This window comes from Microbacterium sp. UBA3394 (assembly GCF_002358725.1).
Classification (GTDB): Bacteria; Actinomycetota; Actinomycetes; order Actinomycetales; family Microbacteriaceae; genus Microbacterium; species Microbacterium luteum.
Genome location: NZ_DEPK01000224.1, coordinates 6348 through 31400, shown reverse-complemented (window position 1 = coordinate 31400; position 25053 = coordinate 6348). Strand labels below are relative to the sequence as shown.

Annotated in this window: 26 protein-coding genes; 13 read left to right on the top strand and 13 right to left on the bottom strand. The window is 70.2% G+C overall.

Translation table 11 applies throughout. The annotated features are described in order from the left end of the window. Positions 1-399, bottom strand: coding sequence for a response regulator (locus tag B4E30_RS13820; RefSeq protein ID WP_176759444.1), 399 nt, complete (start codon positions 397-399; stop codon positions 1-3). Positions 400-444: 45 nt separating this feature from the next. Next, positions 445-1437, bottom strand: coding sequence for a GlxA family transcriptional regulator (locus B4E30_RS13815; RefSeq protein ID WP_286795637.1), 993 nt, complete (start codon positions 1435-1437; stop codon positions 445-447). Positions 1438-1535: 98 nt separating this feature from the next. Here B4E30_RS13815 and B4E30_RS13810 point away from each other — a divergent pair, with 98 nt between their 5' ends. Beyond that, entirely contained in the window at positions 1536-1766 is a 231-nt protein-coding gene (locus tag B4E30_RS13810) for a hypothetical protein (RefSeq protein ID WP_286795636.1), read from the top strand. Here B4E30_RS13810 and B4E30_RS13805 read toward each other — a convergent pair. Continuing rightward, a complete protein-coding gene (locus B4E30_RS13805; protein WP_286795635.1) occupies positions 1748-2953 on the bottom strand; it encodes a glycosyltransferase family 4 protein in 1206 nt (401 codons plus the stop codon). The genes B4E30_RS13810 and B4E30_RS13805 overlap by 19 nt on opposite strands. A 4-nt stretch (positions 2954-2957) precedes the next feature. Continuing rightward, on the bottom strand, positions 2958-4154 hold the full coding sequence (locus B4E30_RS13800; protein WP_286795634.1) for a glycosyltransferase: 1197 nt from the start codon (positions 4152-4154) through the stop codon (positions 2958-2960). A 190-nt stretch (positions 4155-4344) separates the two neighbouring features. On the opposite strand from B4E30_RS13800, the gene B4E30_RS13795 reads away from it, so the two are divergent. Further along, positions 4345-4938 carry a hypothetical protein gene (locus tag B4E30_RS13795; RefSeq protein WP_071045432.1) on the top strand — a complete coding sequence of 198 codons (594 nt, stop codon included), beginning with the start codon at positions 4345-4347 and terminating at the stop codon, positions 4936-4938. A gap of 21 nt (positions 4939-4959) precedes the next feature. On the opposite strand, the gene B4E30_RS13790 is transcribed toward B4E30_RS13795, so the two are convergent. Genes B4E30_RS13790 through B4E30_RS13780 form a run of 3 tightly spaced genes read right to left on the bottom strand, consistent with a single transcriptional unit; the run spans position 4960 to position 7642 of the window. Continuing rightward, positions 4960-5379, bottom strand: coding sequence for an RbsD/FucU family protein (locus B4E30_RS13790; RefSeq protein WP_071045433.1), 420 nt, complete (start codon positions 5377-5379; stop codon positions 4960-4962). A 15-nt stretch (positions 5380-5394) separates the two neighbouring features. Then, on the bottom strand, positions 5395-6366 hold the full coding sequence (locus tag B4E30_RS13785; RefSeq protein ID WP_071045434.1) for an aldo/keto reductase: 972 nt from the start codon (positions 6364-6366) through the stop codon (positions 5395-5397). Then, positions 6353-7642, bottom strand: a complete 1290-nt coding sequence (locus B4E30_RS13780) for an L-fuconate dehydratase (RefSeq protein ID WP_071045435.1) — start codon at positions 7640-7642, stop codon at positions 6353-6355. The genes B4E30_RS13785 and B4E30_RS13780 overlap by 14 nt, the downstream gene beginning before the upstream one ends. A gap of 133 nt (positions 7643-7775) precedes the next feature. Here B4E30_RS13780 and B4E30_RS13775 point away from each other — a divergent pair, with 133 nt between their 5' ends. Together B4E30_RS13775 and B4E30_RS13770 are read left to right on the top strand one after the other, a co-directional pair. Beyond that, complete coding sequence (locus B4E30_RS13775) at positions 7776-8633, top strand: fumarylacetoacetate hydrolase family protein (RefSeq protein WP_071045436.1); 858 nt, start codon at positions 7776-7778, stop codon at positions 8631-8633. Next, complete coding sequence (locus B4E30_RS13770) at positions 8615-9385, top strand: SDR family NAD(P)-dependent oxidoreductase (protein WP_286795633.1); 771 nt, start codon at positions 8615-8617, stop codon at positions 9383-9385. The genes B4E30_RS13775 and B4E30_RS13770 overlap by 19 nt, the downstream gene beginning before the upstream one ends. 46 nt (positions 9386-9431) lie before the next feature. Here B4E30_RS13770 and B4E30_RS13765 read toward each other — a convergent pair whose 3' ends face one another. Next, a complete protein-coding gene (locus B4E30_RS13765) occupies positions 9432-10271 on the bottom strand; it encodes an amidohydrolase family protein (protein ID WP_194383986.1) in 840 nt (279 codons plus the stop codon). A 64-nt stretch (positions 10272-10335) separates the two neighbouring features. On the opposite strand from B4E30_RS13765, the gene B4E30_RS13760 reads away from it, so the two are divergent. From B4E30_RS13760 to B4E30_RS13730, 7 genes are all read left to right on the top strand, one after another. Next, positions 10336-11022: a FadR/GntR family transcriptional regulator gene (locus B4E30_RS13760; protein WP_286795632.1), complete on the top strand. Its 687-nt coding sequence runs from the start codon at positions 10336-10338 to the stop codon at positions 11020-11022. 63 nt (positions 11023-11085) lie between these two features. Continuing rightward, on the top strand, positions 11086-11661 hold the full coding sequence (locus B4E30_RS13755) for a glucose-6-phosphate isomerase family protein (protein WP_286795631.1): 576 nt from the start codon (positions 11086-11088) through the stop codon (positions 11659-11661). 7 nt (positions 11662-11668) lie between these two features. Then, positions 11669-13156, top strand: coding sequence for a xylulokinase (xylB, locus tag B4E30_RS13750; RefSeq protein WP_286795630.1), 1488 nt, complete (start codon positions 11669-11671; stop codon positions 13154-13156). Beyond that, the gene (locus B4E30_RS13745) at positions 13156-14109 is read left to right on the top strand and encodes an NAD(P)-dependent oxidoreductase (protein ID WP_286795629.1); all 954 of its coding nucleotides are present in this window, start codon (positions 13156-13158) and stop codon (positions 14107-14109) included. The genes xylB and B4E30_RS13745 overlap by 1 nt, the downstream gene beginning before the upstream one ends. 11 nt (positions 14110-14120) lie before the next feature. Further along, on the top strand, positions 14121-14777 hold the full coding sequence (locus B4E30_RS13740; RefSeq protein WP_286717901.1) for a bifunctional 4-hydroxy-2-oxoglutarate aldolase/2-dehydro-3-deoxy-phosphogluconate aldolase: 657 nt from the start codon (positions 14121-14123) through the stop codon (positions 14775-14777). Further along, a complete protein-coding gene (locus tag B4E30_RS13735) occupies positions 14774-15697 on the top strand; it encodes a shikimate dehydrogenase (protein ID WP_194383992.1) in 924 nt (307 codons plus the stop codon). Before B4E30_RS13740 ends, B4E30_RS13735 begins: the two co-directional genes overlap by 4 nt. Beyond that, entirely contained in the window at positions 15694-16629 is a 936-nt protein-coding gene (locus tag B4E30_RS13730) for a phosphotriesterase family protein (RefSeq protein WP_194383993.1), read from the top strand. Before B4E30_RS13735 ends, B4E30_RS13730 begins: the two co-directional genes overlap by 4 nt. A gap of 100 nt (positions 16630-16729) precedes the next feature. Here the strand turns inward: B4E30_RS13730 and B4E30_RS13725 are convergent, their stop codons facing one another. The 3 genes from B4E30_RS13725 to B4E30_RS13715 all read right to left on the bottom strand — a co-directional run bounded on the left by B4E30_RS13725 (position 16730) and on the right by B4E30_RS13715 (position 20381). Further along, positions 16730-17719, bottom strand: coding sequence for an ABC transporter substrate-binding protein (locus B4E30_RS13725; protein WP_286795628.1), 990 nt, complete (start codon positions 17717-17719; stop codon positions 16730-16732). 125 nt (positions 17720-17844) lie between these two features. Beyond that, positions 17845-18879, bottom strand: a complete 1035-nt coding sequence (locus tag B4E30_RS13720) for an ABC transporter permease (RefSeq protein ID WP_083336607.1) — start codon at positions 18877-18879, stop codon at positions 17845-17847. Next, positions 18876-20381 (bottom strand): sugar ABC transporter ATP-binding protein, encoded by a 1506-nt coding sequence (locus tag B4E30_RS13715; protein ID WP_071045445.1) that lies wholly within the window; start codon positions 20379-20381, stop codon positions 18876-18878. The genes B4E30_RS13720 and B4E30_RS13715 overlap by 4 nt, the downstream gene beginning before the upstream one ends. A 200-nt stretch (positions 20382-20581) precedes the next feature. Here B4E30_RS13715 and B4E30_RS13710 point away from each other — a divergent pair, with 200 nt between their 5' ends. Beyond that, the gene (locus tag B4E30_RS13710) at positions 20582-21451 is read left to right on the top strand and encodes a sugar phosphate isomerase/epimerase family protein (RefSeq protein ID WP_286795627.1); all 870 of its coding nucleotides are present in this window, start codon (positions 20582-20584) and stop codon (positions 21449-21451) included. 4 nt (positions 21452-21455) lie between these two features. Here B4E30_RS13710 and B4E30_RS13705 read toward each other — a convergent pair whose 3' ends face one another. Together B4E30_RS13705 and B4E30_RS13700 are read right to left on the bottom strand one after the other, a co-directional pair. Further along, positions 21456-23090 (bottom strand): fucose isomerase, encoded by a 1635-nt coding sequence (locus B4E30_RS13705; protein WP_194383995.1) that lies wholly within the window; start codon positions 23088-23090, stop codon positions 21456-21458. Positions 23091-23289: 199 nt separating this feature from the next. Further along, positions 23290-23940, bottom strand: a complete 651-nt coding sequence (locus B4E30_RS13700; protein ID WP_286795626.1) for a TetR/AcrR family transcriptional regulator — start codon at positions 23938-23940, stop codon at positions 23290-23292. A gap of 119 nt (positions 23941-24059) precedes the next feature. Here B4E30_RS13700 and B4E30_RS13695 point away from each other — a divergent pair. Next, a partial coding sequence (locus B4E30_RS13695) for an FAD-dependent monooxygenase (RefSeq protein WP_286795625.1) occupies positions 24060-25053 on the top strand: 994 nt, incomplete at its 3' end.

The window sequence follows — 25053 nt, the reverse complement described above, 5'->3', positions numbered from 1 at the left end:
TCATTCCACAGCGGGACGCTCGCGACGGCCGCGCGCGAGACGTTCGACGATCGCGACCAAGTCCTTCGACGACAGCGGCTTGGCGAGGTAGTCGTTCGCGCCTTCGCGTCGTGCGCGCTCGGCGTACTCGCCGCCGGCGTGAGCGGTCATGATCACCACGGCGAGATCCGATCGCCGCGCACGGATGTCGCCGAGAAGCTCGAAGCCCCCGCGCCCCGGCAGTTCCAGGTCGGTGATGACGACGTCGGGATCGAACTCCGACTCGAGCGCTTCGTAGCCGTCCGCACTGGCGAGCACCTTCACCTCACAGGGCAGGCGACGGTGCAGGATCGTCTGGACATAGAGGGCGACGTCCTCATCGTCCTCCACGACGATCACGCGGAACGGCTCGTCAGTCACATCTGTCACGATACGCGGAGGCGGCGGTCCGCCAAGACCCTCGCGTCAGGCTGCCGGCACCGACGGCGCCACCGCCGCGACCGCCTCGTCGACGCAGGCGAAGCGCGCCCGGTAGGCCGTGGGGGTCACGCCGAGCATGCGGGAGAAGTTCTGCCGCAGCACCGCGGCGGAGCCGAATCCGCACGCCTCGGCAATGCGGTCCAGGCCCTGATCGGTGCGCTCGAGCAGACGCTGGGCGTGGATGACGCGCTGCCGCGCGAGCCATGCGGCGGGCGTCGTGCCGTGATCGGCCTTGAAGCGCCGCGCGAAGGTGCGCGGCGACATGTGAGCCCGGGCGGCGAGTTGGTCGACGGTCAGGTCGAGCGCGAGGTTCTCCAGCATCCAGTCGGTGACCGCCGACAGCGACAGCGAGGCGACTTCGGGGAGAGGATGGTCGATGAACTGGGCCTGGCCGCCGTCGCGCTGCGGCGGCACGACCATGCGCCGCGCGATCGTGTTCGCGGCCTCGGCGCCGAGCTCCTGTCGCAGCAGGTGCAGGCTCGCGTCGAGACCCGCGGCCGTGCCCGCGCTCGTGATGATCCGTCCATCCTGCACGTAGAGAACGTCGGGGTCGACGTCGATGCGCGGGTACATCTCGATCATCGTGTCGGTGTACATCCAGTGCGTGGTGGCTCGGCGCCCGTCGAGAATGCCGGATTCGGCGAGGATGAACGCGCCGCTGCACAGGCTCAGCAGCCACGCGCCCCGCGCGTCGGCCTGACGCACCGCGTCAAGCACGCGCGCATCGGTGCGACCCCATTTCTCGCGCGGGAGCGGCGCGACGATCACCAGATCGGCCTCGGCGGCGAACGACAGATCGTGCTCGACGTTGATCGAGAAGCCCATCCCGGACTGCACGATTCCCGGGTCGGGTGCCAGCACGCGGAAGTCGAAGTTCCGGATGCCGTCGCGACTGCGATCGAGCCCGAAGGCCTCGCACGCGACGCCGAATTCGAACGGCGCGAAGCCGTCCTGGACGATACAGGCGACCGTTCTCACTTCGACCTCCGGGATCGGGGACGTTATGGCAGTTTTTCACCGATGCGTGACTATTCTGCCACTTCTGTCTTTTTCCCGCTCGGCGTAGCTTTTCTGCCATGGTCATCCTCACCGCTTTCGCCGCCCTGGCCGCCCTCGGCCTCGCCGGGACTCTTGTCGCCCTCGTCACCGACGCGCGTCGCCGCATCCCGACCGACCCCGCACGCATCCCGCAACGCGAGAGCACGGCCGACGAGACCCGGGCGAATGTCCGAGACCCCGGTGCGCGCAGCCGGGTCTCGGTCGCGCGGCCCGGTCTCGCCGGCGGGCGTCAGAGCACGCCGGCGTAGACCTCGAGCATCGCCGCGGTGCGCGAGGACTGGCGGAAGGCCGCCGCGACCCGCTCCTCGGGGACCGGCGCGGAGCCGGCGGCGATATCGGACGCCGCCCGCCGGAGCGCCTCGCCGAGGGCTTCGACCGACGCACCGGCGACATCCCACCTTCCGGCGCCGAGCTCCGCGCCGATGTCGGGGTCGCTCACGATCGCGGGTGTGCCGAGGCTGGCCGCCTCGAAGACCGTCATCCCCTGGGTCTCGAACCCGATCGAGGTCTGCGCGACGGCATCGGCGCGATGGATGCGCCGCAGCGTCTCGGCATAGGGCAGTCGTCCGGCGAAGCCGACGTTCGTCCCGGTCGGCGCGTGCAGGCCGTGTGCCGTGACGAACCGCTGCGCCGCGCGCAGCTGGCCACCGCCGCCGATGATCTCGACGTCGGCGGCGGGCCGGGCGAAGGCCAGAGCCTCGAGGAAGGGCATCAGGCGCTTCTCGGGGCTCATCCGGCCGAGCCACACCAGTCGCGGTCGCCCGCCGGGAGCCGGCGGCGCCTCGGCGCGCACGGCATCGAGGAGGTCGTCGTGGATGCCGTTCCACACGACGTCGACGCCCTCGCCGCGTGCCGGCGAGACGCCGTGTGCCTCGAGGCGGCGCGCGAAGTGCGTCGAGGGCGCCGTCACGGCCGACGCGCGCTCGGCGAATCGGCGGAGGTAGGCCCAGCCGTCGGCGCCGCGCGTGCGCGAGCCGATCGCGCGCCGCTGCCAACCGCCGAGGAGCCGCAGCACGGCGCGCGGCGCGGGGGTGGTCGCGGCGATGCCGACATCCACGCGGTTGTGCATGGTGTGCACGACGGGACGATCGTGGCGGGCGGCGTAGCGGTGTCCGAGGAAGGCTCCCCAGAAATCGGCCTGCACGTGCACGACGTCGACGGGCGGGCGCGCGGCCAGCGCGTCATCCACCCAGCGGTCGGTGCGACCGCCGGGCCAGGACAGCGAGTACTCGCGATCGAACGTTATCGGGATCGACGGCACGTCGACGTAGGCGTCGTCGGGGGCGACCGCCGCCGCCCGGCGTCCGTGGAGGGCGGGGGCGACGATCGTGACGGTGTGCCCGGCTCGCTCGAGGAATTCGCGCTGCAGGCGCATCGAGACCTGCGCGCCACCGAGCGATTCGACGTGCTGATCGCCGAACATCACCACGTGCACGGCGTCACTCCGGGAGCGGTTCGCCGCGGTAGAGGGCTTCGAAGGTGTCGAGGGTGCGGTTGATGTCGTGCACGGCCACCCCGTCGAGAGATGCCTGCTGCATCCGTCGGCGTTCATCGGCGTCGGCGGTGAGCACGTCGGTCAGCCGAGCGGCGAGTTCGTCGACGTCGCCGGGGGTGAACAGGTAGCCGTTCTCGCCGTGGTGCACGAGGTGCGGCAGCGCCACGGCGTCGGCGGCGACCACGGGAAGCGCCGAGGCCATCGCCTCCATCGTGGCGATCGACTGCAGCTCGGCGATCGAGGCGATCGCGAAGACGCTGGCCCGGGAGTACAGGCGCCGCAGCTCCTCGTCGGAGACGTGTCCGTGGAACACGACCCGATCCTCGAGCCCGAGCTCGTGCACGAGGTTCTCGAGGCTCTTGCGCTGGTCCCCGCCCCCGACGATGTCGAAGCCCGCCTGGAGCGCCGGGTCGAGGGCGGCGAGCGCCCGCAGCACGACGTCGATCTGCTTCTCGCTGGTGAGGCGTCCGACGAACAGCACCCGGTTCTCGGCGCGCGGCTCCAGGTCGGGGGTGTAGTTGCCCTTGTCGATGCCGCAGCTGACGGGGATGACATCCGACACGTCGATCGTGGCCTCGAGGAAGTCCGCCGCCTTGCGCGTGGGCGTCGTCACGGCGCGCGTCGAGGAGAGGGTGCGCTCCGCGTCGCTCCACGCCCAGCGGATGACGGCGTCGGTGATCCGCTGCGGCAGCACCGTGAAGTCGAGGATGTTCTCGGCCATCACGTGATTGGTCGCGACGACGGGGATCCCTCGGCGGTTCGCCTCGTAGGCGAGACCGCGCCCGATGATGATGTGGGACTGGATGTGCACGACGTCGGGCTTGACCTCGTCGAGCACGCGGCGGGCGTAGTGCTTCGACCGCCACGGCCACACGAACCGCAGCCAGTCGTGCGGGGGCCAGCGCACCGAGGGGAGCCGGTGCACGCACATCTGGACGCCCTCGACGGTCTCGATGCCCGGTGCCGCACGTCGGTAGCGCTGGTTCGGGGCCACGACGTGCACCTCGTGGCCGCGACCGACGAGTCCGGCGGCCAAGCGCTCCGCGAAGCGGGCAGCCCCGTTGATGTCCGGCGCGAAGGTGTCGCAGCCGATGACGACGGTGAGGGGGCGGCGGGGATCGGGCGTGGCGGGGTCGGTCACGGGATGCGGGCTGCCTATCTGTGCGGCGGCGGAGCGCAGCGGCTGTCTGCGGAGGATGGCGCGGGTGGATCGCACCGGTTCGCGCGCGCGTCAACTGTACCGAAGAACCCCGGTCCGATCCGGGAGCGGCGCCCCGCCTTGTCGCCACGCTCTCGAGTGCCCTGTCAGGCGCGCGCCGTACGCTGGGCGCATGCCGCGACTGCACGCTGACGCCGACGAGCACCTCTGGGTTCCCGTGACGGGGTCACTGGGATTCCGCGGGCGCCGGCACCGCAAGGCCGCGATCCGCATGCTGCTGACGCAGGCGAACCGCGCGGCGGGCGCGGTCGACCGGCCCGGCAGCGGCTTCCTCGCATGGGCGATGAGCCAGGCGGCGCCGCTGCTGATGAAGCGCGCGAACGGGCGCGTGCTGGTGTGGGTGTGGAAGAGCGACCCCGACCTGCTCGTGGCGATGGCGCAGGTGCAGGAGGCGACCGCTCAGGCGCGGGCCGCGCGCGCGATGATGCCCATGGAGTACGACGACACCGAGTCGTTCCGCAGCCCCTTCCTCGGGATGGGCGAGAAGCTCGCGATGCCCCTGCCGCCCGACCCGCGCACGCCGCCCTTCGCCACCTACACGTGGGACACGGGCTCTCACTTCGTCACCGTCACGTGCGTCTGCGGAGACCGAGAGCGGTTCGGCACCGTCATGGGCTCCATGGACGACCTCGCGCGCACCGTGCGGGTGGCGGATGATCTGACGGTCGGCGAATCCGCCGGCGTGCTGCGCATCGACCCCGCCTGAACGGGTCGCGGCACGTGCCCGCTACGGCCGAGGGTGCCCGACGACCCCCTTGCGCAGCACGGCGTTGCCGTAGGTGCGCGTCTCCCCGGTGCGGATGACGAGGAACGCCGCGCGCGCGACGTCGTAGTAGGCGAAGCGATCGATGAAGGCCGTCGTCTCCGGCGTCGTGCCGGCGGCATCCATCAGCTCGCGCTGCACCTCGAGCACGGTGCCGTCGGCGGAGGTCATGAGGTCGAGCGACGGGGCATCGTCGAGCGGAACGACGGTGCGGATCGCGCGCAGCACGTCGGGCGTCGTCGCACCCGGGAGGTTCACGAGCCTCGTCGCGACGGCCGCGGCGGGAAAGTGCGCGTCGGCGATGACGACGGCGTCGGAGTGGCCCATGTCGTCCAGATGGTGCAGCAGTTCACCCGACAGCAGCGGGTGGATTCCTTCGAGCATGTCGTCCCTTCCAGCTCAGGCGGGGATGAGCGCCGCGTCGGCGAGCTCGGCCCAGAACCCGTCCGGCACCGGCAGGCGCATGTACTCGGCATTCTGCACCAGGTGCGCCGGGCGACTCCCCCCGACCACGACGGAGCGCACCGCAGTGTCTCGGAGCGGGAACTGCACGGCCGCCGCCGGCAGCGGCACCTCCCAGTCGGCGGCGATCGCCGTGATGCGCTGCAGGCGCTCCCACACGTCGTCGGGCACGCCGCCGTACTCGTAGCGGCCCTCGCGCGAGGGCTTCGCGGTCGCGAGCAGGCCGGAGTTGAACACGGATGCCGCCACCACATCCGTGCGGCTGCGATGACACGCGGGGAGCGCTTCGGCGGCGGCGGGCTGCTCCAGGAGCGTGTAGCGGCCGGCGATCATGACGACGTCGAGGTCGGCGGCGCCGACGCCGCGCACGACGGTGTCGGCGACCATCGTGCCGATGCCGACGGCCCGCACGACACCCTCGGCGCGGAGCTGCTCGAGCGCGGGGAGCGCCTCGGCCACGGCGAGGTCGAGGTCGTGGCGCTCGGGGTCGTGCAGGTAGACCATGTCGATGCGATCGAGCCCCATCCGCTGAAGCGACTCGGAGATGCTCGTGCGGATGCCGTCGGCGCTGACATCCCACTCGCGGCGCAGCGTCGTCGGAACGTGGAAGTCGTGGTCGAGGTCGAGACCGCCGTCGTCGTCGGGGTTCGGGCGCAGCAGGCGCCCGACCTTCGTGGAGACCACGTACTCGTCGCGCGGCTTGGTCGAAAGGAACGCGCCCAGCCGGCGCTCGGACAGCCCGAGCCCGTAATGCGGCGCGGTGTCGAAGTAGCGGATGCCGCTCTCCCACGCCGCCTCGAGGATGGCGAACGCGTCATCGTCGCTCATCGCGCGGAAGAGGTTGCCGACGTTGGCGGCGCCGTAGCCGAGCGGGGTCAGCGTCGGCGTGCGCGGCTCAGGCGACGACATGCGCGCCCGTCCACGTGTAGGTGGCGATGCTCTCGGCCTTCATCTCCATGCCGGCGCCCGGCGCGAGCGGCGGCATGTACGCGCCGTGGCGGATGTCGGTGGGCGTGATGAAGTGCTCGTGCAGATGATCCACGTACTCGATCATCCGCCCGTCCCGGCTGCCGCTGACGGCGACGAAGTCGAACATCGACAGGTGCTGCACCGCTTCGCAGAGCCCCACGCCGCCCGCGTGCGGGCAGACCGGAACCCCGAACTTCGCCGCCAGCAGGAGGTTGGCGACGTTCTCGTTGACGCCCGCGACGCGCACCGCATCGATCTGCATGACCGAGATCGCCTCGGCCTGGAGCAGCTGCTTGAAGATCATGCGGTTCTGCGCGTGCTCTCCCGTGGCCACGCGCACCGGCGCGACACCGCGGGCGATCTCGGCGTGACCGAGGATGTCGTCGGGGCTCGTCGGCTCCTCGATCCACGCGAGGTCGAACTCCGCCAGCGCCCGCACCCACTCGATCGCCTCGGAGACCTCCCAGCGCTGGTTCGCGTCGATGGCGATCGGGAAATCGGGCCCGCAGACCTCGCGCGCGATGCGCAGGCGGCGCACGTCGTCGTCGAGATCGGCGCCGACCTTGAGCTTGATCTGGGGGAATCCTTCGGCGATCGCCTCGCGGCACAGGCGCGTGAGCTTCTCGTCGGAGTAGCCGAGCCAGCCCGGGCTCGTCGTGTAGGCGGGATAGCCGTCGGCCAGTAGGGCCGCCTCACGCTCGGAACGACCCGCCTCGGCACCGCGGAGGATCTCCAGCGCCTCGTCGGGGGTCAGGGCGTTGGTGAGGTAGCGGAAGTCGACCAGCCCGACGATCTCCTCGGGGGTCATCCGCGACAGGAGCCGCCACAGCGGCATTCCCGCACGCTTGGCCTTGAGGTCCCACAGGGCGTTGACGACGGCGCCGATCGCCATGTGCATGACGCCCTTCTCGGGCCCGAGCCAGCGCAGCTGCGAGTCGCCGATGAGCCCGCGCCACGTGGCGCCCATGTCTTCGAGGAGGGGTTCGAGCTCCTGCCCGACGAGGTGGCCGGCGAGCGCGTCGATCGCGGCGACCTGCACGTCGTTGCCGCGGCCGATCGTGAAGACGAACGCGTGACCGGCCTCGCCCGCGTCGGTGACGACCTGCACGTAGGCGGCGGAGTAGTCGGGGTCGAGGTTCATCGCGTCGGAGCCGTCGAGACTGAGCGACGTGGGAAAGCGGATGTCTGTCGTGTCCAGTGAGACGATGCGGGTCACAGGTACTCCTCCTCGAGCCGCGGCTTCCGCGGGAACCTTGGAAGTGTAAACATCGGATGTCTATACTGTCAATTGCCACCAGGGTCGCAGGCGCTGACGCGTGCGCGGCCGCACACTGTCGTACGGGAGATTCATGAAATTCGCACGCCTCGGGCCGGTCGGCCACGAGATCCCCACCGTCGTCGACGGAGATCGCCATCTCGACCTGCGACCCCTCACATCCGATGTCACGGGGGACTTCCTCGCCGCCGATCCCGTATCGCGTGTGTCCGCGGCCATCGAGGCCGGACGGCTCCCCGAGCTCGACGTCGACGGTCTGCGCATCGGCGCACCGATCGCCCGCCCCTCGGCCGTCATCTGCGTCGGGATGAACTACGCCGCCCACGCGGCGGAGTCGGGTTCCGCGCCGCCGGAGATCCCGATCATCTTCCTCAAGACCCCCAACACCGTCGTCGGTCCGGACGACGAGGTCATGATCCCGCGCGACAGCGTCAAGACCGACTGGGAGGTCGAGCTCGGCGTCGTGATCGGCACGCGCACCGCCTACCTCGACAGCCGGGACCAGGCCCGCGCGCACATCGCCGGCTACGTCGTCGCGAACGACGTGTCCGAGCGAACGTTCCAGCTCGAGGTCTCGGGAGGCCAGTGGTCGAAGGGCAAGTGCTCCTTCGGGTTCAGCCCCACCGGGCCGTGGCTGGTCACCGCCGACGAGGTCGATCCCGACGCCCTGAGCCTGCGCAGCTTCGTCAACGGGGAACCGCGCCAGGACTCGAACACCGCCGACATGATCTTCCCGGTCGACGAGATCGTCTACCAGCTGTCGCAGTACATGACCCTCGAGCCGGGCGACCTCATCCTCACCGGGACCCCGGAGGGCGTGGCGCTGTCGGGGCGCTTCCCGTACCTGGCCCCCGGTGACGTCGTCGAGATCGAGATCGACGGACTCGGCCGGCAGCGACAGGTCTTCACGGCATGGGAGCCCGCGTCGTGACCGGCGTGCTCGACGGCCTCGTCGCGGTCGTCACCGGCGGCGCGTCGGGGATCGGCGCCGCGATCGCCGAGCGCCTGCACGCCTCGGGCGCGCACGTGGCCGTGCTCGACCTCGATCCGACGGGGGCCGACGAGCGCTTCGCCGCCTTCACCGCCGACGTGTCGGACCGAGCGAGTGTGGATGCCGCGATCGCGGCCGTCGGCGAGCGCTTCGGCCGCATCGACATCGTCGTCAACAACGCCGGCATCGGAGCACAGGGCGATGTCGCCGCGAACGACGACGATGAATGGGCGCGCGTGCTGTCGATCAACGTCACCGGCATCGCGCGCGTCAGCGCCGCCGCCCTCCCCTGGCTGCGCCGCTCGCCCGCGGCGGCCATCTGCAACACGGCGTCCATCGCGGCGACCGCGGGCCTGCCGCAGCGCGCCCTGTACAGCGCGTCGAAGGGGGCGGTGGCCGCACTCACCCGCGCCATGGCCGCCGACCACCTGCGTGAGGGCATCCGCGTCAACGCGGTGAACCCCGGCACGGCCGACACCCCGTGGGTGGGACGCCTGCTCGCGAGCGCGCCGGATCCCGAGGCCGAGCGCGCCGCGCTGGAGGCGCGCCAGCCCCACGGGCGTCTCGTCTCCGCCGCCGAGGTCGCCGAGGCCGTGCACTACCTCGTCGGTCCGGGCGCCGGATCGACCACCGGCACCGCGATCGAGGTCGACGGGGGGATGGGCCCGCTGCGGCTGCGTCCGACGTCGTGACCGCGGGCGGCGGGGCGCGACCCGCACGGGATGCGCCCCGCCGCTCTCAGGCCGCCGCCGAAAGCCGGTAGGTGCGCTCGGCGGTCGACCAGAGGATGGCGTCCCGATCGCCGGGATCGAGTCGGGACGACCATTCCGTGACGAATCTCGCCCACCGTCCGTACGGCGTCGACACCGGCCAGTCCCCGCCGAACATCAGCCGCTCGGGCCCGAAGGCCTCCAGCGCCACGTCGAGATAGGGCCGCAGTCCCTCGGACGTCCACGGCCCGCGTGCTTCGGCCGGCAGACCGGAGATCTTCGCGACGGTGTTCTCCCGCGCGGCGAGCGCCGCGATGTCCCCCATCCACCGCGCGGCCGGGGCGGAGGAGAGATCGGGTTTGCCGAGGTGGTCGAGCACGATCGTCAGCTCCGGCACGGCGTCGGCCAGCGCGACGACATCGGCCAGCTGATCGTGTCGCACGCACGCGTCGAAGGTGAGCCCGGCCCGCGCGATCGCGTGCGCCCCGGCGAGGAACTCCGGCGAGAGCGCGAACCCGCGGTCTTCGCCCTGCAGCAGACGTCGGATGCCTCGCACGAGCGGTCGCTTGCAGAGACGCGCGAGCACGTCGTCCAGGTCGGAGGGGCGCTCGACCGGCGCGAAGGCGACGACACCGCGGATGTCGGCGACGCCCGCCCGCTCGACGACCCAGTCGACCTCGTCGACGGCCTGCTCCGGCGCGCAGTCGGCCTGCACGAAGACGAAGGCGCGCTCGGATACGGCGGGCGCATCCTGCAGCGCGGCGGTCAGTTCGGCGACGTCGTGCCGCGCGGCCAGGGGGCCCTCCAGCCACGCGTAGTGCAGGTGATCCGGATCCCAGAGGTGGAGATGACTGTCGAGGAGGCGCACATCGTCCATTGTGGCGCGGACCGCGGTCGGCGTCGTGGAGGATGTCTCGCCCTACGATGTCGACATGGCCCTGACCGACGACGCGATCGAGCGCATCAAGGCGATGATCGTCGACGGCGAGATCGCCCCGGGCGACCGCCTCCCGCCCGAAAAGGAGTTGTCCGAGCGCCTCGGGCTCTCCCGCAACTCGCTGCGGGAGGCGGTGAAGGCGCTCGAGGTCATGGGCGTGCTCGCCGTGCGGCGCGGCGACGGCACGTACGTCACCAGCCTCGAGCCAGGACTCCTCCTCGACGCGGTGTCCTTCCTCGCCGACCTCCACGACGACACCTCGCTGCTGGAGATCTTCCAGGTGCGCCGCATCCTCGAGTCGCACGCGACCGGACTTGCCGCCCGGCGCGCGACTCCCGCCGACGTCGATGCCCTGACGGCCGAGGTCGACAAGGTCTCCGACGTGCAGGACATCGAGACGCTCGTCGACCACGACCTGCGCTTCCACCGCATGATCGTCGTGATCGGGGGCAATCGGTACCTCGCGAGCCTCGTCGACTCCCTCACCAGCCAGACGGTCCGTGCTCGCGTGTGGCGCGGCCTGACCGATGACGGCGCCGTCGCGCGCACCCTGGCCGAGCACCGCGCGATCGTCGACGCGATCGCCGAGGGCGACGTGGCTCTCGCGACCGCCGTGGCGACCGCACACGTGGCGGGCGTCGAGCGCTGGCTCCGGCGGGCGGGAGCGCACGGGGGCGAGTGACTGGACGGCACCTGTAATGACAGCTACACTCACCTGTAGTTACAGGACCGTCGAGGAGGACTCATGCCTGCCTTCCGCACCCCGCCGCTGCGGCCGTTCGCGATCGATTTCGACCCCGACCGGCTGACCCTCTCCCCCGAGGGACCGACGCTCACGCGGCGCATGAGCGACCTCGAAGGTCTCTTCCGCGACCACGACGCCTGGCGCACCGCCGCCGAGGGTGATGACCCCGTGGTCTACACGGTCTCCAGCAGCCCCGTCCCCGAGATCGAGCGGGAGCTGCCGCAGTCGATCACGACGATCCTGCCCGGCACCACCGGCGGCGAGCTCTGGATGACCAAGGGCCACCAGCATCCGGACCACCAGGGCGAGATCTACTACGCCCTGCAGGGCGCCGGCGGCCTGCTGATGTTCGACGGCGACGAGCACGCCTGGCTCGACATGACCCCGGGGACGATCGGATACATCCCGCCGGGCTGGGCCCACCGCTCGGTCAACACCGGCGATGACGCCTACGCGTTCCTCGCCGTCTATCCCGGCGGCGCGGGGCACGACTACGGCTGGGTCCTCGAGCACGGCATGGGCCGGCGTGCTTTCCGCGCCGAGGGTGGATTCGAGCTGCGCCCGTACGGGGAGTGACTCTCCCGTGCTCATCGCCCACGATCTCGGAACGACCGGCAACAAGGCGTCTCTCCACGACGACACCGGCCGCCTGCTCGCATCCGTCACCGTCTCCTACCCCGCCCACTTCGCCGCCGGCGGCATCGCCGAGCAGGACCCCGGCCACTGGTGGGACGCCGTCGTGTCGGCGACGCGATCGCTCGTCGAGCGCGCCGAGGTGCAGCCGTCCGAGGTGACGGGCCTCGTCGTCAGCGGCCAGATGATGGGCGCCGTGCTCCTCGACGGCGACGGGCGACCCGTGCGCCCGGCGATCATCTGGGCCGACACGCGCGCGGCGGCACAGGAACGCGAACTGAGCGACGCCCTCGGCGACGAGCCGGCCTACCGGCTGCTCGGCCACCGGCTGAACCCCACCTACTCGGTCGAGAAGGTCATGTGGGTGCGCGACAACGAACCCGACGTGTGGCGGCGGGTGCGCCGTTTCTGCGTCGCGAAGGACTACATCGTCCTCCGTCTCACCGGGCGCCTGGCCACCGATCGGTCCGACGCGAGCGGCACGAACGCCTACGACCAGCTCGCCGGAACCTGGTCGAGCGCCGTGCTCGACGCGGCACGCCTCGATGCCTCGATCTTCCCCGAGATCGTCGACTCCGTGACGGTCATGGGCACACTCACCCCGGATGCCGCCGATGCCCTGGGCCTGCCGGCCGAGGTTCGCGTCGTGATGGGCGGGGGCGACGGCCCGATGGCGGCCGTCGGCTCCGGCGTCGTCGCCCCCGAAGACGGCGCCTACGTGTGCCTGGGCACGTCGTCGTGGATCTCGTTCGCCACCGACGCGCCGCTCCACGACCCGCAGCGCCGCACCTTCACCTTCGACAACGTCGTGCCCGGGAGCTTCGTGCCGACCGCGACGATGCAGGCCGGCGGCGCATCGGTGCAGTGGATCTCCGAGGCCCTGTCCTCCGACCCGGCGCGCCCCGACACCGCCACCCTCACGGCCGACGCCGGCGGCGATGTCGACACCGACGGCCTGTACTTCCTCCCCTACCTCCTGGGTGAGCGCTCCCCGTACTGGAATCCGGATGCGCGCGGCGCCTTCGTCGGCATCGCACGCCATCACACTCGGGCCCACCTGATGCGTGCGGTGCTCGAGGGGGTCGGATTCAACCTGCTCACGTGCATCCAGGCGTTCCGCGCGGCCGGGGCGACGCTCGATCGCATCGATGCCGTGGGCGGCGGCGCCCAGAGCGACGCCTGGCTCAGCATCCTCGCCGACATCTGGGGCGTGCCGGTGCGGCGCCGGACGATCGTGAGCGAGGCGAACAGTCTCGGCGCGGCCGTCACCGGCGCCGTGGGGCTCGGACTCACCGACTTCTCGGCGGCGCGCTCGCTCAGCGAGGTCACCGCCGAATTCACACCCGATCCGCATCGCCACAGCGCATACGCGCAACGGCACGCACGGTTCTCCGCGGCGTACGACGCGCTCGAGCCGTGGTTCACCGGAGGAGCCTGATGGCCGTCATACTCGTCACCAGCCGATCGTTCGGCGACGGCGACCTCGACGTGCACGCCCGAGCAGCCGAGGCGGGGCACACGATCGTGCGCGGTCCGGCGCACCATCCCCTCGACGACCTCGCCGACGTGCTCCCCACCGTCGACGCGTGGATCGCCGGCACCGGACCCGTCACGACCGAGCACCTCGACCTCGCACCCCGGCTGGTGGTGATCGCCCGCTACGGCGTGGGGGTCGAGGCCGTCGACGTCGCCGCGGCCACCGAGCGCGGCATCGTGGTCTCGAACACGCCGGGCGCCAACGCCGAGGCCGTCGCCGACCACACCGTCGGCCTGGCCCTGGCCGCACTCCGGTCGACGGTGGACGGCGATCGCCGCGTGCGCTCCGGCGACTGGACCGTGCGACGGGGCCGCGAACTCGGCGCGTCGACGGTCGGCATCGTCGGCTTCGGGCGCATCGGACGCGGCGTCGCACGACGCCTGCAGGGCTTCGGGTCCGACGTTCTCGCCACCGACCCGTTCGTGCCCGCAGAGGATGTGCGACGTGCCGGCGCGGAGCCGGCGACACTCGACGAGATCTTCGCGAAGGCGGATGTGATCACCCTGCACGCTCCCGGCGGACAGGTGATCGTCGACGAGGAGCGCATCGCGCGCCTTCGCCGCGGCGCCGTGATCGTCAACTGCGCTCGGCCCGATCTCGTCGACGAGCCGGCACTCGCCGCGGCACTCGCGGACGGCCGCGTCGGAGCCTACGCCGCCGACGTGCTCACCGGAGACACGGCCGGGCACGACAGCCCGCTGCTCGATGCCGCACTGGCCGACCGGGTCGTCATCACACCGCATCTGGCCGCGCAGACAACGCAGGCCGTCGACAACATGGGGGCGATGGCCCTCGAGAGCGCTCTGGCCGTGCTCGCCGGCGAACCGGCGCCCTACGCCGTGACGAGCACCTGAAACGAGGACGCATGACCACCGATCCCCTGGTCCCCACGCGCGAAGCCGGCGTGCTGGCCGTGCTGCGCGCCCCCTCGGCTTCGACAGCGCTCGACGCGGTCGATGCTCTCGTGCGCGGCGGCGTGACCGGCATCGAGGTGACCTTCAGCACGCCCGATGCCCCCGAGGTGATCGCGCAGGTGCGCGCACGATACGGCGACGACGCTCTCGTCGGCGCGGGAACGGTCACCACCGCGGAACAGGCCAACGAAGCGGCGGAGGCGGGCGCTCAGTTCCTCGTCAGTCCCGGTTCGGTCGCGGAGCTCTCGGCGGCGATGACCGCCACGGGGCTCGTCACGATGACCGGCGCACTGACCCCCAGCGAGGTCATGCTCGCGCGCGGCTACGGCGCCGACGTGGTGAAGATCTTCCCGGCATCGGTCTTCGGCCCGTCGTACCTCGGGGCGCTCCGCGCACCGCTGCCCGGCATCCCCCTCATGCCGACCGGCGGCGTCACCCCCGACAACCTCGCGGAGTGGTTCGCCGCCGGCGCGGTCGCCGTGGGAGCCGGCGGAGACCTCGTTCCCGGGTCGGCGCTGGCGGCGGGAGACATGGAGGAGATCGAGCGCCGCGCGCGGCTGTTCGCCGCGGCGCTGCAGCGGGTGCGCGAGGAGGGTGAGGCGGCATGACCGGCGACTACATGGGATTCGTCGGGGTGAGCACCGGCTCGTCCTCGATCAACGAGGTGTTCCCGCTGTGGGCGCAGATCCTCGGGCTCCCCACCGATCGGCTCATCGGGCACGACCTTCCGCTGGACGCCACGCGCGAGCAGTACCGCGACCTCGTCGCCCGCATCCGCGACGACGAGCACCATCGCGGCGCGCTGGTGACAACGCACAAGATGAACGTCTTCGCGGCGGCATCCGACATGTTCGACGACCTCGACCCCTTCGCGGTGTCGTGCAGCGAGATCTCCTCGATCTCCAAGCGGGGCGACCGGCTGATCGGCCAGGCGAAGGATCCGCTGACCGTCGCGCTCGCGCTCGATGACTTCCTTCCGCGCGACCACTTCGCCACCACCGGCGGCCACGTGCTCATCCTCGGCGCGGGCGGTTCCGGAACCGCCCTGTCGTGGGCACTGGCCGAGCGGCCCGCGTTCGAGCGCCCGGCCCGCATCATCGTCACCGCTCGCGACGACCGCAGCCTCGACGAGCTGCGGTCCGTGCACGAGAGGCGCGGAACGCCCCCGGACCTGATCGACTACCGCCGCGTCGACGACGATGCGGATTCGGCCGCCCTCGTCGCCGCGCTCCCGCCGGCGTCGGTCATCGCCAACGCCACCGGCCTCGGCAAGGACCGCCCCGGCTCCCCGCTTCCCGACGACGTGGTCTTCCCCCGCAACGCCTTCGTATGGGAGTTCAACTACCGGGGCAGCCGGGAGTTCTGGCACCAGGCCCTCGCTCAGCAGGATGCGCGGGAGCTCGTCGTCGTCGAGGGCTGGCGGTACTTCATCCACGGCTGGTCCCAGGTCGTCGCCGACGTGTTCGACGTGACCCTCACCCCCGAGATCGTCGATCGGCTGGCCGCCGCCGCGGAGACCACGAGATGATCCGCACGGTGCTCGGCGACATCGAGGCGGCCGAGCTCGGCCCCACGAATTACCACGAGCACCTGTTCCAGATCTCGCCGCTCCTCCCCGGCGACGAACTGGACGACGAGGAGCGGTCGGGCCGCGAGGCCGAGACCCTGCGCGACAGCGGCTTCGCGGCGATGGTGGATGCGACCCCGCTCGGCCTCGGACGCGACGCGGCGGGCATCGCCCGCATCAGCGCCGCGACGGGCCTGCACATCGTCGCGACCACCGGACGCCACCGCGAAGCGCACTATCCCGGCGAGCATCCGCTGCACGCATGGGACGTCGATCGCCTGACGGCCCGCTTCGTCGGCGAGATCGTCGCCGGCATGTGCGACGGCGACGACCTCGCACGGGGTCCGGGCGGAACATCCGTGCGAGCGGGCCTGCTGAAGGGCGGGGTCGGATACTGGCGGATCACGGCCTTCGAGCGCGCGACGCTCGACGCGGTCGCCGCCGCGCACCGCGAGACGGGTGCTCCGGTCATGGTGCACCTGGAGTTCTGCACCGCCGCGCATGAGGTGCTCGATCTGCTCGCCGAGCAGGGCGTCGCCGCCGACCGGGTCGTGCTCGCCCACGCGGACCGCGATCCCGATCCCGGTCTCCACGCGGCGCTGGCCGCACGCGGCGCCTACCTCGGCTACGACGGGTTCGCCCGCCCCCGCACCCGCAGCGACGCCGAGCTCCTGACCCTCACCGAAGCGGTGGTCCACGCGGGCGCGGGCGAGCGCATCGTGCTCGGCGGCGACGTGGCGCGCCGCACCCGCTATCTGGCCTACGGCGGCATGCCCGGCCTCGGCTACCTCGGTGAGCGGTACGTGCCGCGACTGCGGGAGCGTGTCGGCGCGGACGCTGTCGACACGATGCTGCGCGACAACCCCGCGCGCCTGCTGTCCCTGTCCTCCTGAGCGCGACACCGGCCGGCGCCGATTCGCGATTCCCCTCCCCCACCGCGGGCGCACGAAGAAGGGCTCCCGCCGCGGCGGGAGCCCTTCTCGATGGTGCGGCTTACTCGTAGAGGACCGCGGCGATGTCCTCGTCGTCGATGTTGTCGGCGTCGTACCAGTACGAGCCGGTGTCGTAGAAGCCCTCGACCGTCTCACCCATCGCGGCGTCGTAGGCGGCCTGCACGACGGTCGCGCCGATGCCGATCGGGTCCTGCGTGATGGCACCGGCCATCGTGCCGTCCTTGATCGCGTTGATCTGTGCGGCGCCGGAGTCGAAGCCGACGATCGTGATCTCACCGGAGTCGAGACCGAGCTCGTTCACGGCGTTCACGACACCGATCGCGGAGCCCTCGTTGGTGCCGTAGATGCCCTTGAGGTCGGGGTACGCGGCGATCATCGCCTTGGCGATGTCGGCCGACTTCAGGTGGTCGCCGTCACCGTACTGGATGTCGACGATCTCGATGTCGGGGTAGTTCTCCTCGATCTCCTGCACGAAGCCGTCACGGCGCTCGACACCGGTCGAGTTGATCTGGCTGTGGCCGACGATCGCGACCTGTCCCTCGCCGCCGATGAGCTCGGCCATGTGCTCGGCCGCGATTCCGCCGGCCACGATGCTGTCGGTCGCGGCCAGGCTCAGCGAGTAGTCGCTGTCGCAGGGCGCGTCGAACTCGACGATCGGAATGCCGGCCGCCTCGGCGCTCTCGTACAGCGGGATGCACGCTTCGGGATCGAGCGCGGCGTACGCGATCGCGTCGGGGTCCTTGTCGATCGCCGTCTGCAGCATCTGCAGCTGCGCGTCGACCTCGGTCTCGGCGGCCGGGCCCTCGAAGGTGATCTCGACGCCGAGTTCGGCGGCGCGCTCCTCGGCACCCTGCTTGACGGCCTGCCAGAACTGGTGCTGGAAGCCCTTCGAGATCATGGCGATGTACATCGAGTCGCCGTCGCCGCCGGCCTCGCCGCCGGACGAGCCGTCCGAGCTCGAGCATCCGGCGAAGGCGAGAGCCGCTGCCGCGACGGTGGCCGCGAAGGCGACCTTCTTTCCGTACTTCATTGAAACTCCATTGTTGTGTGAGACCGGTCGCCCGGTCGGTGCGGACAGTGTTGCTGTGTGCCTCGGGTTGTTTCCTGCCGGATGTCCGGCTGAGCCGGCGACGGGCACGGTCGCCGCCGGCGAGGTCAGGTGGAGGTGCGGTTGCGGAGGGAGTCGAAGAAGACCGCGATGAGGATCACGATGCCCACGACGACGTTCTGCCACTCCGTCTGGATCGACATGATGCGCAGACCGTTGATGAGCACGCTCATGATGAGCGCACCGATGACGGTGCCGAGGATCGAGCCGCGGCCGCCGAGCAGCGAGGTGCCGCCGATGATCACGGCCGCGATCGCCTGCAGCTCGTAGCCCACGCCCAGCTGCGGCTGAGCGGAGTCCAGACGCGCCGCGAGCACGACGCCCGCGATGCCGGTGAAGGCGCCGGCGAACATGTAGATGAGGATCTTCCAGCGGCGCGTGTTGACGCCGGACAGGCGCGTGGCCTCCTCGTTCGACCCGATCGCGAAGGTGTAGCGGCCGAGGATGGTGCGGTTCAGCACCAGGTAGCCGACCACGGCGAGCAGGAGCGTGATGAGCACGGCGTTGGGCAGGCCGGGGACGAGGGTGCCGAGCGCGATCTGGTTGAAGTCCGGCGCCGAGCCGGAGAAGTAGATCGGGCGCACGCCCGAGATCACCAGCGCGAGCCCCTGCGCGATCATCATCATCGCGAGGGTCGCGATGAACGGCGGCAGCCCGAGGAAGGTGATGTTCAGGCCGTTCACCAGCCCCATCAGCACGCCGGTGCCGATGCCGCCGAGCACGCCGAGCCAGACGGGCAGACCCATGTTCGTGATGAACACGCCCGTCATCACCGCGGCGAGGGTCATGCCGGTGCCGATCGACAGGTCGATGCCGCCGGTGATGATGACGAACGTCGTTCCGAGGGCGAGGATCCCGATCACCGAGGTGGCCAGGAGGATGCCCGAGATGTTGCTCCAGGTGAAGAAGTTGTTCCCGAAGATCGAGAAGAAGATCACCAGGATGATCAGGGTTCCGAACGCCAGCGACTGCTGGAGCTGCCTCTTCATGAGGCCCACGAAACCGCCCGACGAGCTCTTCTCGTCGATCGCGTTCTGGATCACCGTCGTCGTCGACGGGCCCGGGTTCTGGTCGGTGCTCATTCTTCCTCCTGCGCGTGCGCGGCGAACTGCATGATCTTTTCCTGACTTGCTTCCTCGTTGCGGAGGGTGCCCGTGATCCGGCCGCCCGCCATCACGACGATGCGGTTGGCGACGCGGAGGATCTCGGGGAGCTCCGACGAGATGACGATGATGGACTTGCCGGATGCCGCGAGATCCTGCATCACGCGGTAGATCTCCTCCTTGGCTCCGACGTCGATGCCGCGGGTCGGCTCGTCGAAGATGAGCACGTCGCAGTCGCGAAGCAGCCACCGGGCGATGACGACCTTCTGCTGGTTTCCTCCGGAGAGGAGCTTGACGACCTGGTTGACCGACGGCGTCTTGGTGCGGAGCGTCTTGACGTAGTCCTTCGTCTGCTGCTTGGCCTTGCCGTCCGACATCCACCCGATGGCGTTGGCGTACGACCCGAGCGAGGCGAGCACGGTGTTGAAGGTGACGTCCTGCTCGAGCATGAGCCCCAGGAGCTTGCGGTCCTCGCTGAGGTAGCCGACCCCGAGCTTGACCGCGTCAGCGGGCTGATGGATGCGCGCCTTCTTGCCGGCGACGGTGATGGTTCCCCCGTCGCGCGGGTCGGCGCCGATGATCGCTCGCGCCGTCTCGGTGCGGCCGGCGCCCATGAGGCCGGCGAAACCGAGGATCTCGCCCTTGTGCAGCTGAAAGGAGACGTCTTTCAGGAGCGACTTCGTGCTGAGGTTCTGCACGTCGAGGATGACCGGATCGCCGAGGTGCTCGCGCGCCTCCGGGCGCGCGCCCTCGTCGATCTGGCGGCCGACCATCATCTCGATGATGGTCGGAACCGCGATCTCCGACTTCGTCAGAGATCCGATGTATGTGCCGTCGCGAAGCACGCTGACGCGGTCGGCGAGTCGCTTGAGCTCATCCATGCGGTGCGAGATGTAGACGATCCCCGTGCCGCGGGCCTTCAGGTCTTCGATGAGGGTGAACAGCGTCTCGGTCTCACTGTCGGTGAGCGCCGACGTCGGCTCGTCCATGATGAGCACCTTGGCGTCGAACGAGAGGGCCTTGGCGATCTCGACCATCTGCTGCTTCGCCACGGTGAGCTCGCCGACCGGCTGCTTGGGGTCCACCCGGATGTTCAGCCGCTCCAGCAGCTCCTTCGCCTTGGCGTTGAGCTTGGTGTCCGAGACGAACGGGCCCGTGCGCGGCTCGCGCCCGATATAGATGTTCTGCGCGACGGTGAGGTCCGGCATCAGGTTCATCTCCTGGTGGATGATCGTGATGCCGAGCTGCTGCGCCTGCAGCGGGCTGGTCAGCTCGACGTCCTTGCCGTCGAAAGTGATCGTGCCCTCGTCGCGCTGGTAGATCCCGGAGAGGATCTTCATCAGCGTGGACTTGCCCGCGCCGTTCTCCCCGACGAGCACGAGAACCTCGCCGGCGTACACCTCCAGATGCACGTCCTTGAGGGCCTGGACGCCGGGGAATCCCTTGCTGATCCCCTCGACTCTGAGGATGGGCTCGCTCACTGTGTCACCTGCTTCTTCGAAGGCCGATCGATCGAGTGCTTCCGCACACTGGCGGTAAACATCCGATCAATATTCCATCGCGCTGCCGTGCAGCGCAAGTTGTACCTAAATGTATCTACTCGCCCATGCGGGGGGAAGACCTGTAATAACATCTTCGTCACAACCTGCGGACGACGGCCGTCCTCGGGGGAGAGGACGACATGCAGATCGGTGCCCATGGTCTCGTTTTCACCGGAGAGTTCGACGAGGCCGGCCTGCGCCGCGCGGTCGAGGGCACGGCCCGCGCCGGTTTCGATCTCATCGAGATCCCGCTGATGGATCCCGACGGCTTCGACTCCGCCCTCGCCGGCCGGATGATCGCCGATGCCGGCCTGGCCGTCTCCGCCTCGCTCGGCCTCACCGCGGCCACCGACCTGACCAGCGAGGATGCGGCGGTCGTCGCGGCCGGAGAGCGGATGCTGGAGCAGTGCCTCGACCATGTCGCCGCGATGGGCGGCGATGTGCTGTGCGGCGTGATCTACTCTGCGATGCAGAAGTACCTCACTCCGCCGACGACGAAGGGCGTGGCGGCGAGCCAGGCGGTGATCGCGCGACTGGCGGCATCCGCCGCCGAGCGCGGCATCCGCCTTTCGCTCGAGGTCGTCAACCGCTACGAGTCGAACGTCTTCAACACGTCTCGCGGGGCGCTCGCCTACCTCGACGGCGTCGGCGACGACCGCGTGAGCGTGCACCTGGACACGTACCACATGAACATCGAGGAGTCCGACCTCTTCCAGCCCGTGCTGGACGCCGGCCCGCGCCTCGGCTACGTGCACATCGGCGAGAGCCACCGCGGCTACCTCGGCACCGGATCGGTCGCCTTCGGCGACTTCTTCCGGGCGCTGGACCGCATCGGCTACGACGGCCCCGTCGTGTTCGAGTCGTTCTCCTCGGCCGTCGTGAGCGCCCAGCTGAGCAACACGCTCGGCATCTGGCGCAACCTGTGGGAGGACAGCGACGACCTCGCGGCGCACGCCAACCGCTTCATCAGGGACGCTCAGCGCGCCGTTCAGACGATCGAGATGCATTGACGCCTCACAGATCCACACGACCGACGAGGTTTACCCGGATGCCGATGCGGTCGAACATCGCGGCCTTCGCGGCGAGGGCGCGGTCGGCCGTCTCGGCGTCGGGGGCGTAGACCACCTGCGCGTGGTTCGCCTTGTGTCGGGCCATGAACTGGTCGCGCGTGACGTCGTGCAGCACGACGTGCGCGATCGGCCACTCCGGGTTCGTGGCGTTCTTGCGACGCTGCGTCTCCTCCTCCGGAAGCTCCACGACGCTCGCGCGGAAGATGTCTGCCTGCAGGATCCCGTCGGCGATGAAGACGCGCGAGACCACGATCTCGCCCGGCTTGGAGACGCCGTTGATCGTGGCGCCGCCGGCGGGGAAGAAGACATCCCCCTGCCGCCAGCCCTCCGCCTTGTCCCAGCCGCCGAGGTGTGACGCGGGCACGGAGCCGGAGATCTCGTAGACCCACACGAACTCGCCGTCGTACTCCTCGCCCCAGCGCACGTCGTGGAGGGTGTTGTCGGGAACGAGCCCCATCGCCGTCCACACGCGGTCGGTCACGAGCGCATCGACGGCGACGCCCTCGTCGGCCTCGTTGAAGTGGGGGAAGGCGCGGCCGGCGAACAGTTCGCGGGACCCGTCGCGGGAGAGCACCGGCGGGCGCTCGGTGGAGTTCAGGATGCCCTCGGCGAGGTCCGAGGCCGGCACCAGGTCCTTCAGGCCCTGCTGGTACTGGATGCCGACCGCATCCAGCCCGAAGTCGTCGGCGATCCGCAGCGCCGCGATGTACATCTTCATCTGCCACTGCACCTGCTCGCGGGTGAGCTCGGTGGCCGCGTCGTCGCCGAAGCGGAAGGTCATGCCGCGCTCGACGAGCCAGTCGAACGCCGCGTCCGCCTCGGCCTCGGTCACCTGGAGCATCTCCGCGTACAGCGCCGACTGCGACAGGCGCTCCTTGTAGATGCCGGTCGCGTTCAGCAGCTCGTCGTCGAAGATCGCGTTGTACATGCCCATGCAGCCCTCGTCGAAGACGCCGATGATCGCCTTCTCGGCCAGCAGCTGGTCGCCGAGCGCGCGTCCGAGCTCGACCTCGGGCGTTGCGGGCAGCTCGGGGAGCGCTCGCACGTGGGAGGCGTCGTGGGTGACGGTGCCGGTGCGCGTCCACTCCTCGAGACCCGCGAGGAACCACTCGTCGGCGAAGTCGACCGACCAGAGCGTCGAATAGGGCGTACCCATCTTGGTCAGGCCCGCGTTGAGGCCGAGCAGGCCGACCAGGCCCGGCCAGTCGCCGGCGAAGTTCGCGACCGTGAGGATCGGACCGCGGTGGGTGCGCAGGCCCGCGAGCACGTGATGGCTGTACTGCCAGACGGCCTCGGCGACGATGAGCGGCGCCTCGCGCGGAATGGAGCGGAAGACCTCCATCCCCATGCGCTGACTGGAGATGAAGCCGTGCCCGGTCGCCGGGTCGATGTCGTTGGCGCGGACCACGCTCCACCCGAGCTTCTCCAGCGCCGCCGTGACATCCGCCTCCATCGCCGCCTGGGTCGGCCAGCCGGCCGCGTTCGCCGACTCGCGCAGGTCGCCGCTGGCGATGAGGTAGGCCGTTCGCGCCGGAGCCTCCGGCGGCGTGGACACGACGGGCAGGGCGTACGAGGTCATGATGTCCTTTCGGTGGCGAGCGGGCGTTCCGCCGGCGCGTGCGCGACGGCGCCGGTTCCGGCGCCACGCGAGTGAGAGCTGCCCACGCGGTTCATCGGACCTCCTCTTCGTCGCGGGATCTGGAGAGAGTCTACGATGAAATCGATTTCATCGCGACCCCGGATTTCATGATGCGCCACCCGGCCCGCAGCCGGACGCGTCAGCGGGTCTGCGCCGACATCCTGCGCTTGGTCGCCCGGAAGTTCTCGGCGGCGTCGACGAGCGCGACATCCGCATCGATGTGCAGCTGCTCGGTGAGGGAGGCGAGATCCGTGCCGGAGAGCACGGCCGCTCCGACCCTGTCGGTGACGGCCTGGATGACGGTGACGAGCACGCTCGCGTGCGCGCGGGCGACGAGGGGCGGGAGGTCCGGGTCGGTCGAGGTGATCGCCGCGGCGATCGCGTCTGCCTGATCGTGGCGGAAGCGCAGCGCGTAGCGGCGGAGCACGTCACTCTGCACCGACTGCGCGGGGTACTCGCCGCGGGCGAGGGACGGATCCTCTCGCAGGAAGTCGTCGATGTCCTGGTGCACCAGTTCGCGGAAGGCGTCGGCGGGGGTCTGATCCGGGGCGCGTTCGGCGACGGCACGGCGCGAACGCTCCAGCATCTCCTCGGCCAGATCCAGAACAAGGTCGGGCTTGGTGGGGAAGTAGTTGTAGACGGTCTGATCCGCCACACCCGCCGCTCGCGCGACGTCCGTCATCGCGACGGCGTCATAGCCGCGCTCGGCGAAGAGCCGGGCCGCGACGTCGGCGAGACGGCCGCGGGTCTCCCGCTTCTTCTGCTCTCGACGACCTCCGGGTGCTGACACGACACCATCGTCGCACGAATCTTGGTGTGACTCCACTTTTGTGCTAGCGTCCAAATTCTTAGAGTAACTCCAAACTTTTCGACATCCGGTCGAGAAGACGTGTCGAGAGAGGACACACCATGAACACGACCACACCGCAGCCCACCTCACCCGTCCTGATCTCGGGGGCCAGCTTCGCCGGGCTGACGACCGCGATCTGGATGCGGCGACTGGGTTACCGCGTCACCATCGTCGAGAACGCGAAGAACGTGCGGAAGGGCGGGACGCCGATCGACCTCCGTCGCGACACCATGGCGATCGCCGACCGGCTGGGACTGCTTGCCGACGTCCGCGCGAAGGCGCTGCCCACTCGCACGACCGAGTTCGCCGACATCGACGGCGCCCCCATCGCACGTCGCGAGCCGGACAGCGCGGCCGAGAACATCGTGATCGACGACTACGAGATCCACCGGCACGACGATGTGGAGATCCACCGCGACGACCTGCTCGCGATCCTCTTCGGAGCGCTGGACGAGGGCGTGCAGGTGCGCTTCGACGACTCGATCATCTCGCTGACCGAGACGCCGGACGGCGTGCGGGCCGCCTTCCGCAACGGCCCCGAGGAAGACTTCGCGATGGTCCTGGGATGCGACGGGAGTCACTCCACCGTGCGTCGACTGTGGTTCGGGCCGGAGAGCGAGTACAGCACGTTCCTGCACAACTACATGTCGGTCACCGTGGTCGACGGCACGTTCATTCCGTCGTGGACGACGCGCATCCAGAACACCCCCGGCCGCACGCTGCTGGTGAACTCCTACGCCGACACGACCGACGTCGTGCTGGCGTTCCGCTCCGAAGACGAGATCCCGTACGACCACCACGACATGGCGGAGCAGAAGAGGATCATCCGCGAGCACTTCGCCGACGCCGGCGAGCCGTTCGCCACGGTGCTGGAGCCGGCGCTGACCGCCGACAACTTCTACTTCGACAAGCTCAGCCAGATCCGTCTTCCCCGGTGGACGTCCGGTCGCGTCGCCCTTGTCGGCGACGCCGCCTACTGCCCGTCGCCGGCGGCGGGCATGGGCGGGTCGGTCGCGATCCTCGGCGCGACCGCACTGCACGACGCGTTCGTCG

Bases quoted from the DNA above. Each gene is read 5' to 3' on its own strand.
- B4E30_RS13795 (WP_071045432.1), top strand. From the start codon at position 4,345: ATGCCGCGACTGCACGCTGACGCCGACGAGCACCTCTGGGTTCCCGTG.
- B4E30_RS13730 (WP_194383993.1), top strand. From the start codon at position 15,694: ATGATCCGCACGGTGCTCGGCGACATCGAGGCGGCCGAGCTCGGCCCC.
- B4E30_RS13775 (WP_071045436.1), top strand. From the start codon at position 7,776: ATGAAATTCGCACGCCTCGGGCCGGTCGGCCACGAGATCCCCACCGTC.
- B4E30_RS13720 (WP_083336607.1), bottom strand. From the start codon at position 18,879: ATGAGCACCGACCAGAACCCGGGCCCGTCGACGACGACGGTGATCCAG.
- B4E30_RS13785 (WP_071045434.1), bottom strand. From the start codon at position 6,366: ATGTCGTCGCCTGAGCCGCGCACGCCGACGCTGACCCCGCTCGGCTAC.
- B4E30_RS13705 (WP_194383995.1), bottom strand. From the start codon at position 23,090: ATGACCTCGTACGCCCTGCCCGTCGTGTCCACGCCGCCGGAGGCTCCG.
- B4E30_RS13790 (WP_071045433.1), bottom strand. From the start codon at position 5,379: ATGCTCGAAGGAATCCACCCGCTGCTGTCGGGTGAACTGCTGCACCAT.
- B4E30_RS13770 (WP_286795633.1), top strand. From the start codon at position 8,615: ATGGGAGCCCGCGTCGTGACCGGCGTGCTCGACGGCCTCGTCGCGGTC.
- B4E30_RS13725 (WP_286795628.1), bottom strand. From the start codon at position 17,719: ATGAAGTACGGAAAGAAGGTCGCCTTCGCGGCCACCGTCGCGGCAGCG.
- B4E30_RS13735 (WP_194383992.1), top strand. From the start codon at position 14,774: ATGACCGGCGACTACATGGGATTCGTCGGGGTGAGCACCGGCTCGTCC.
- B4E30_RS13740 (WP_286717901.1), top strand. From the start codon at position 14,121: ATGACCACCGATCCCCTGGTCCCCACGCGCGAAGCCGGCGTGCTGGCC.
- B4E30_RS13755 (WP_286795631.1), top strand. From the start codon at position 11,086: ATGCCTGCCTTCCGCACCCCGCCGCTGCGGCCGTTCGCGATCGATTTC.
- B4E30_RS13810 (WP_286795636.1), top strand. From the start codon at position 1,536: ATGGTCATCCTCACCGCTTTCGCCGCCCTGGCCGCCCTCGGCCTCGCC.
- B4E30_RS13760 (WP_286795632.1), top strand. From the start codon at position 10,336: ATGGCCCTGACCGACGACGCGATCGAGCGCATCAAGGCGATGATCGTC.
- B4E30_RS13745 (WP_286795629.1), top strand. From the start codon at position 13,156: ATGGCCGTCATACTCGTCACCAGCCGATCGTTCGGCGACGGCGACCTC.
- B4E30_RS13710 (WP_286795627.1), top strand. From the start codon at position 20,582: ATGCAGATCGGTGCCCATGGTCTCGTTTTCACCGGAGAGTTCGACGAG.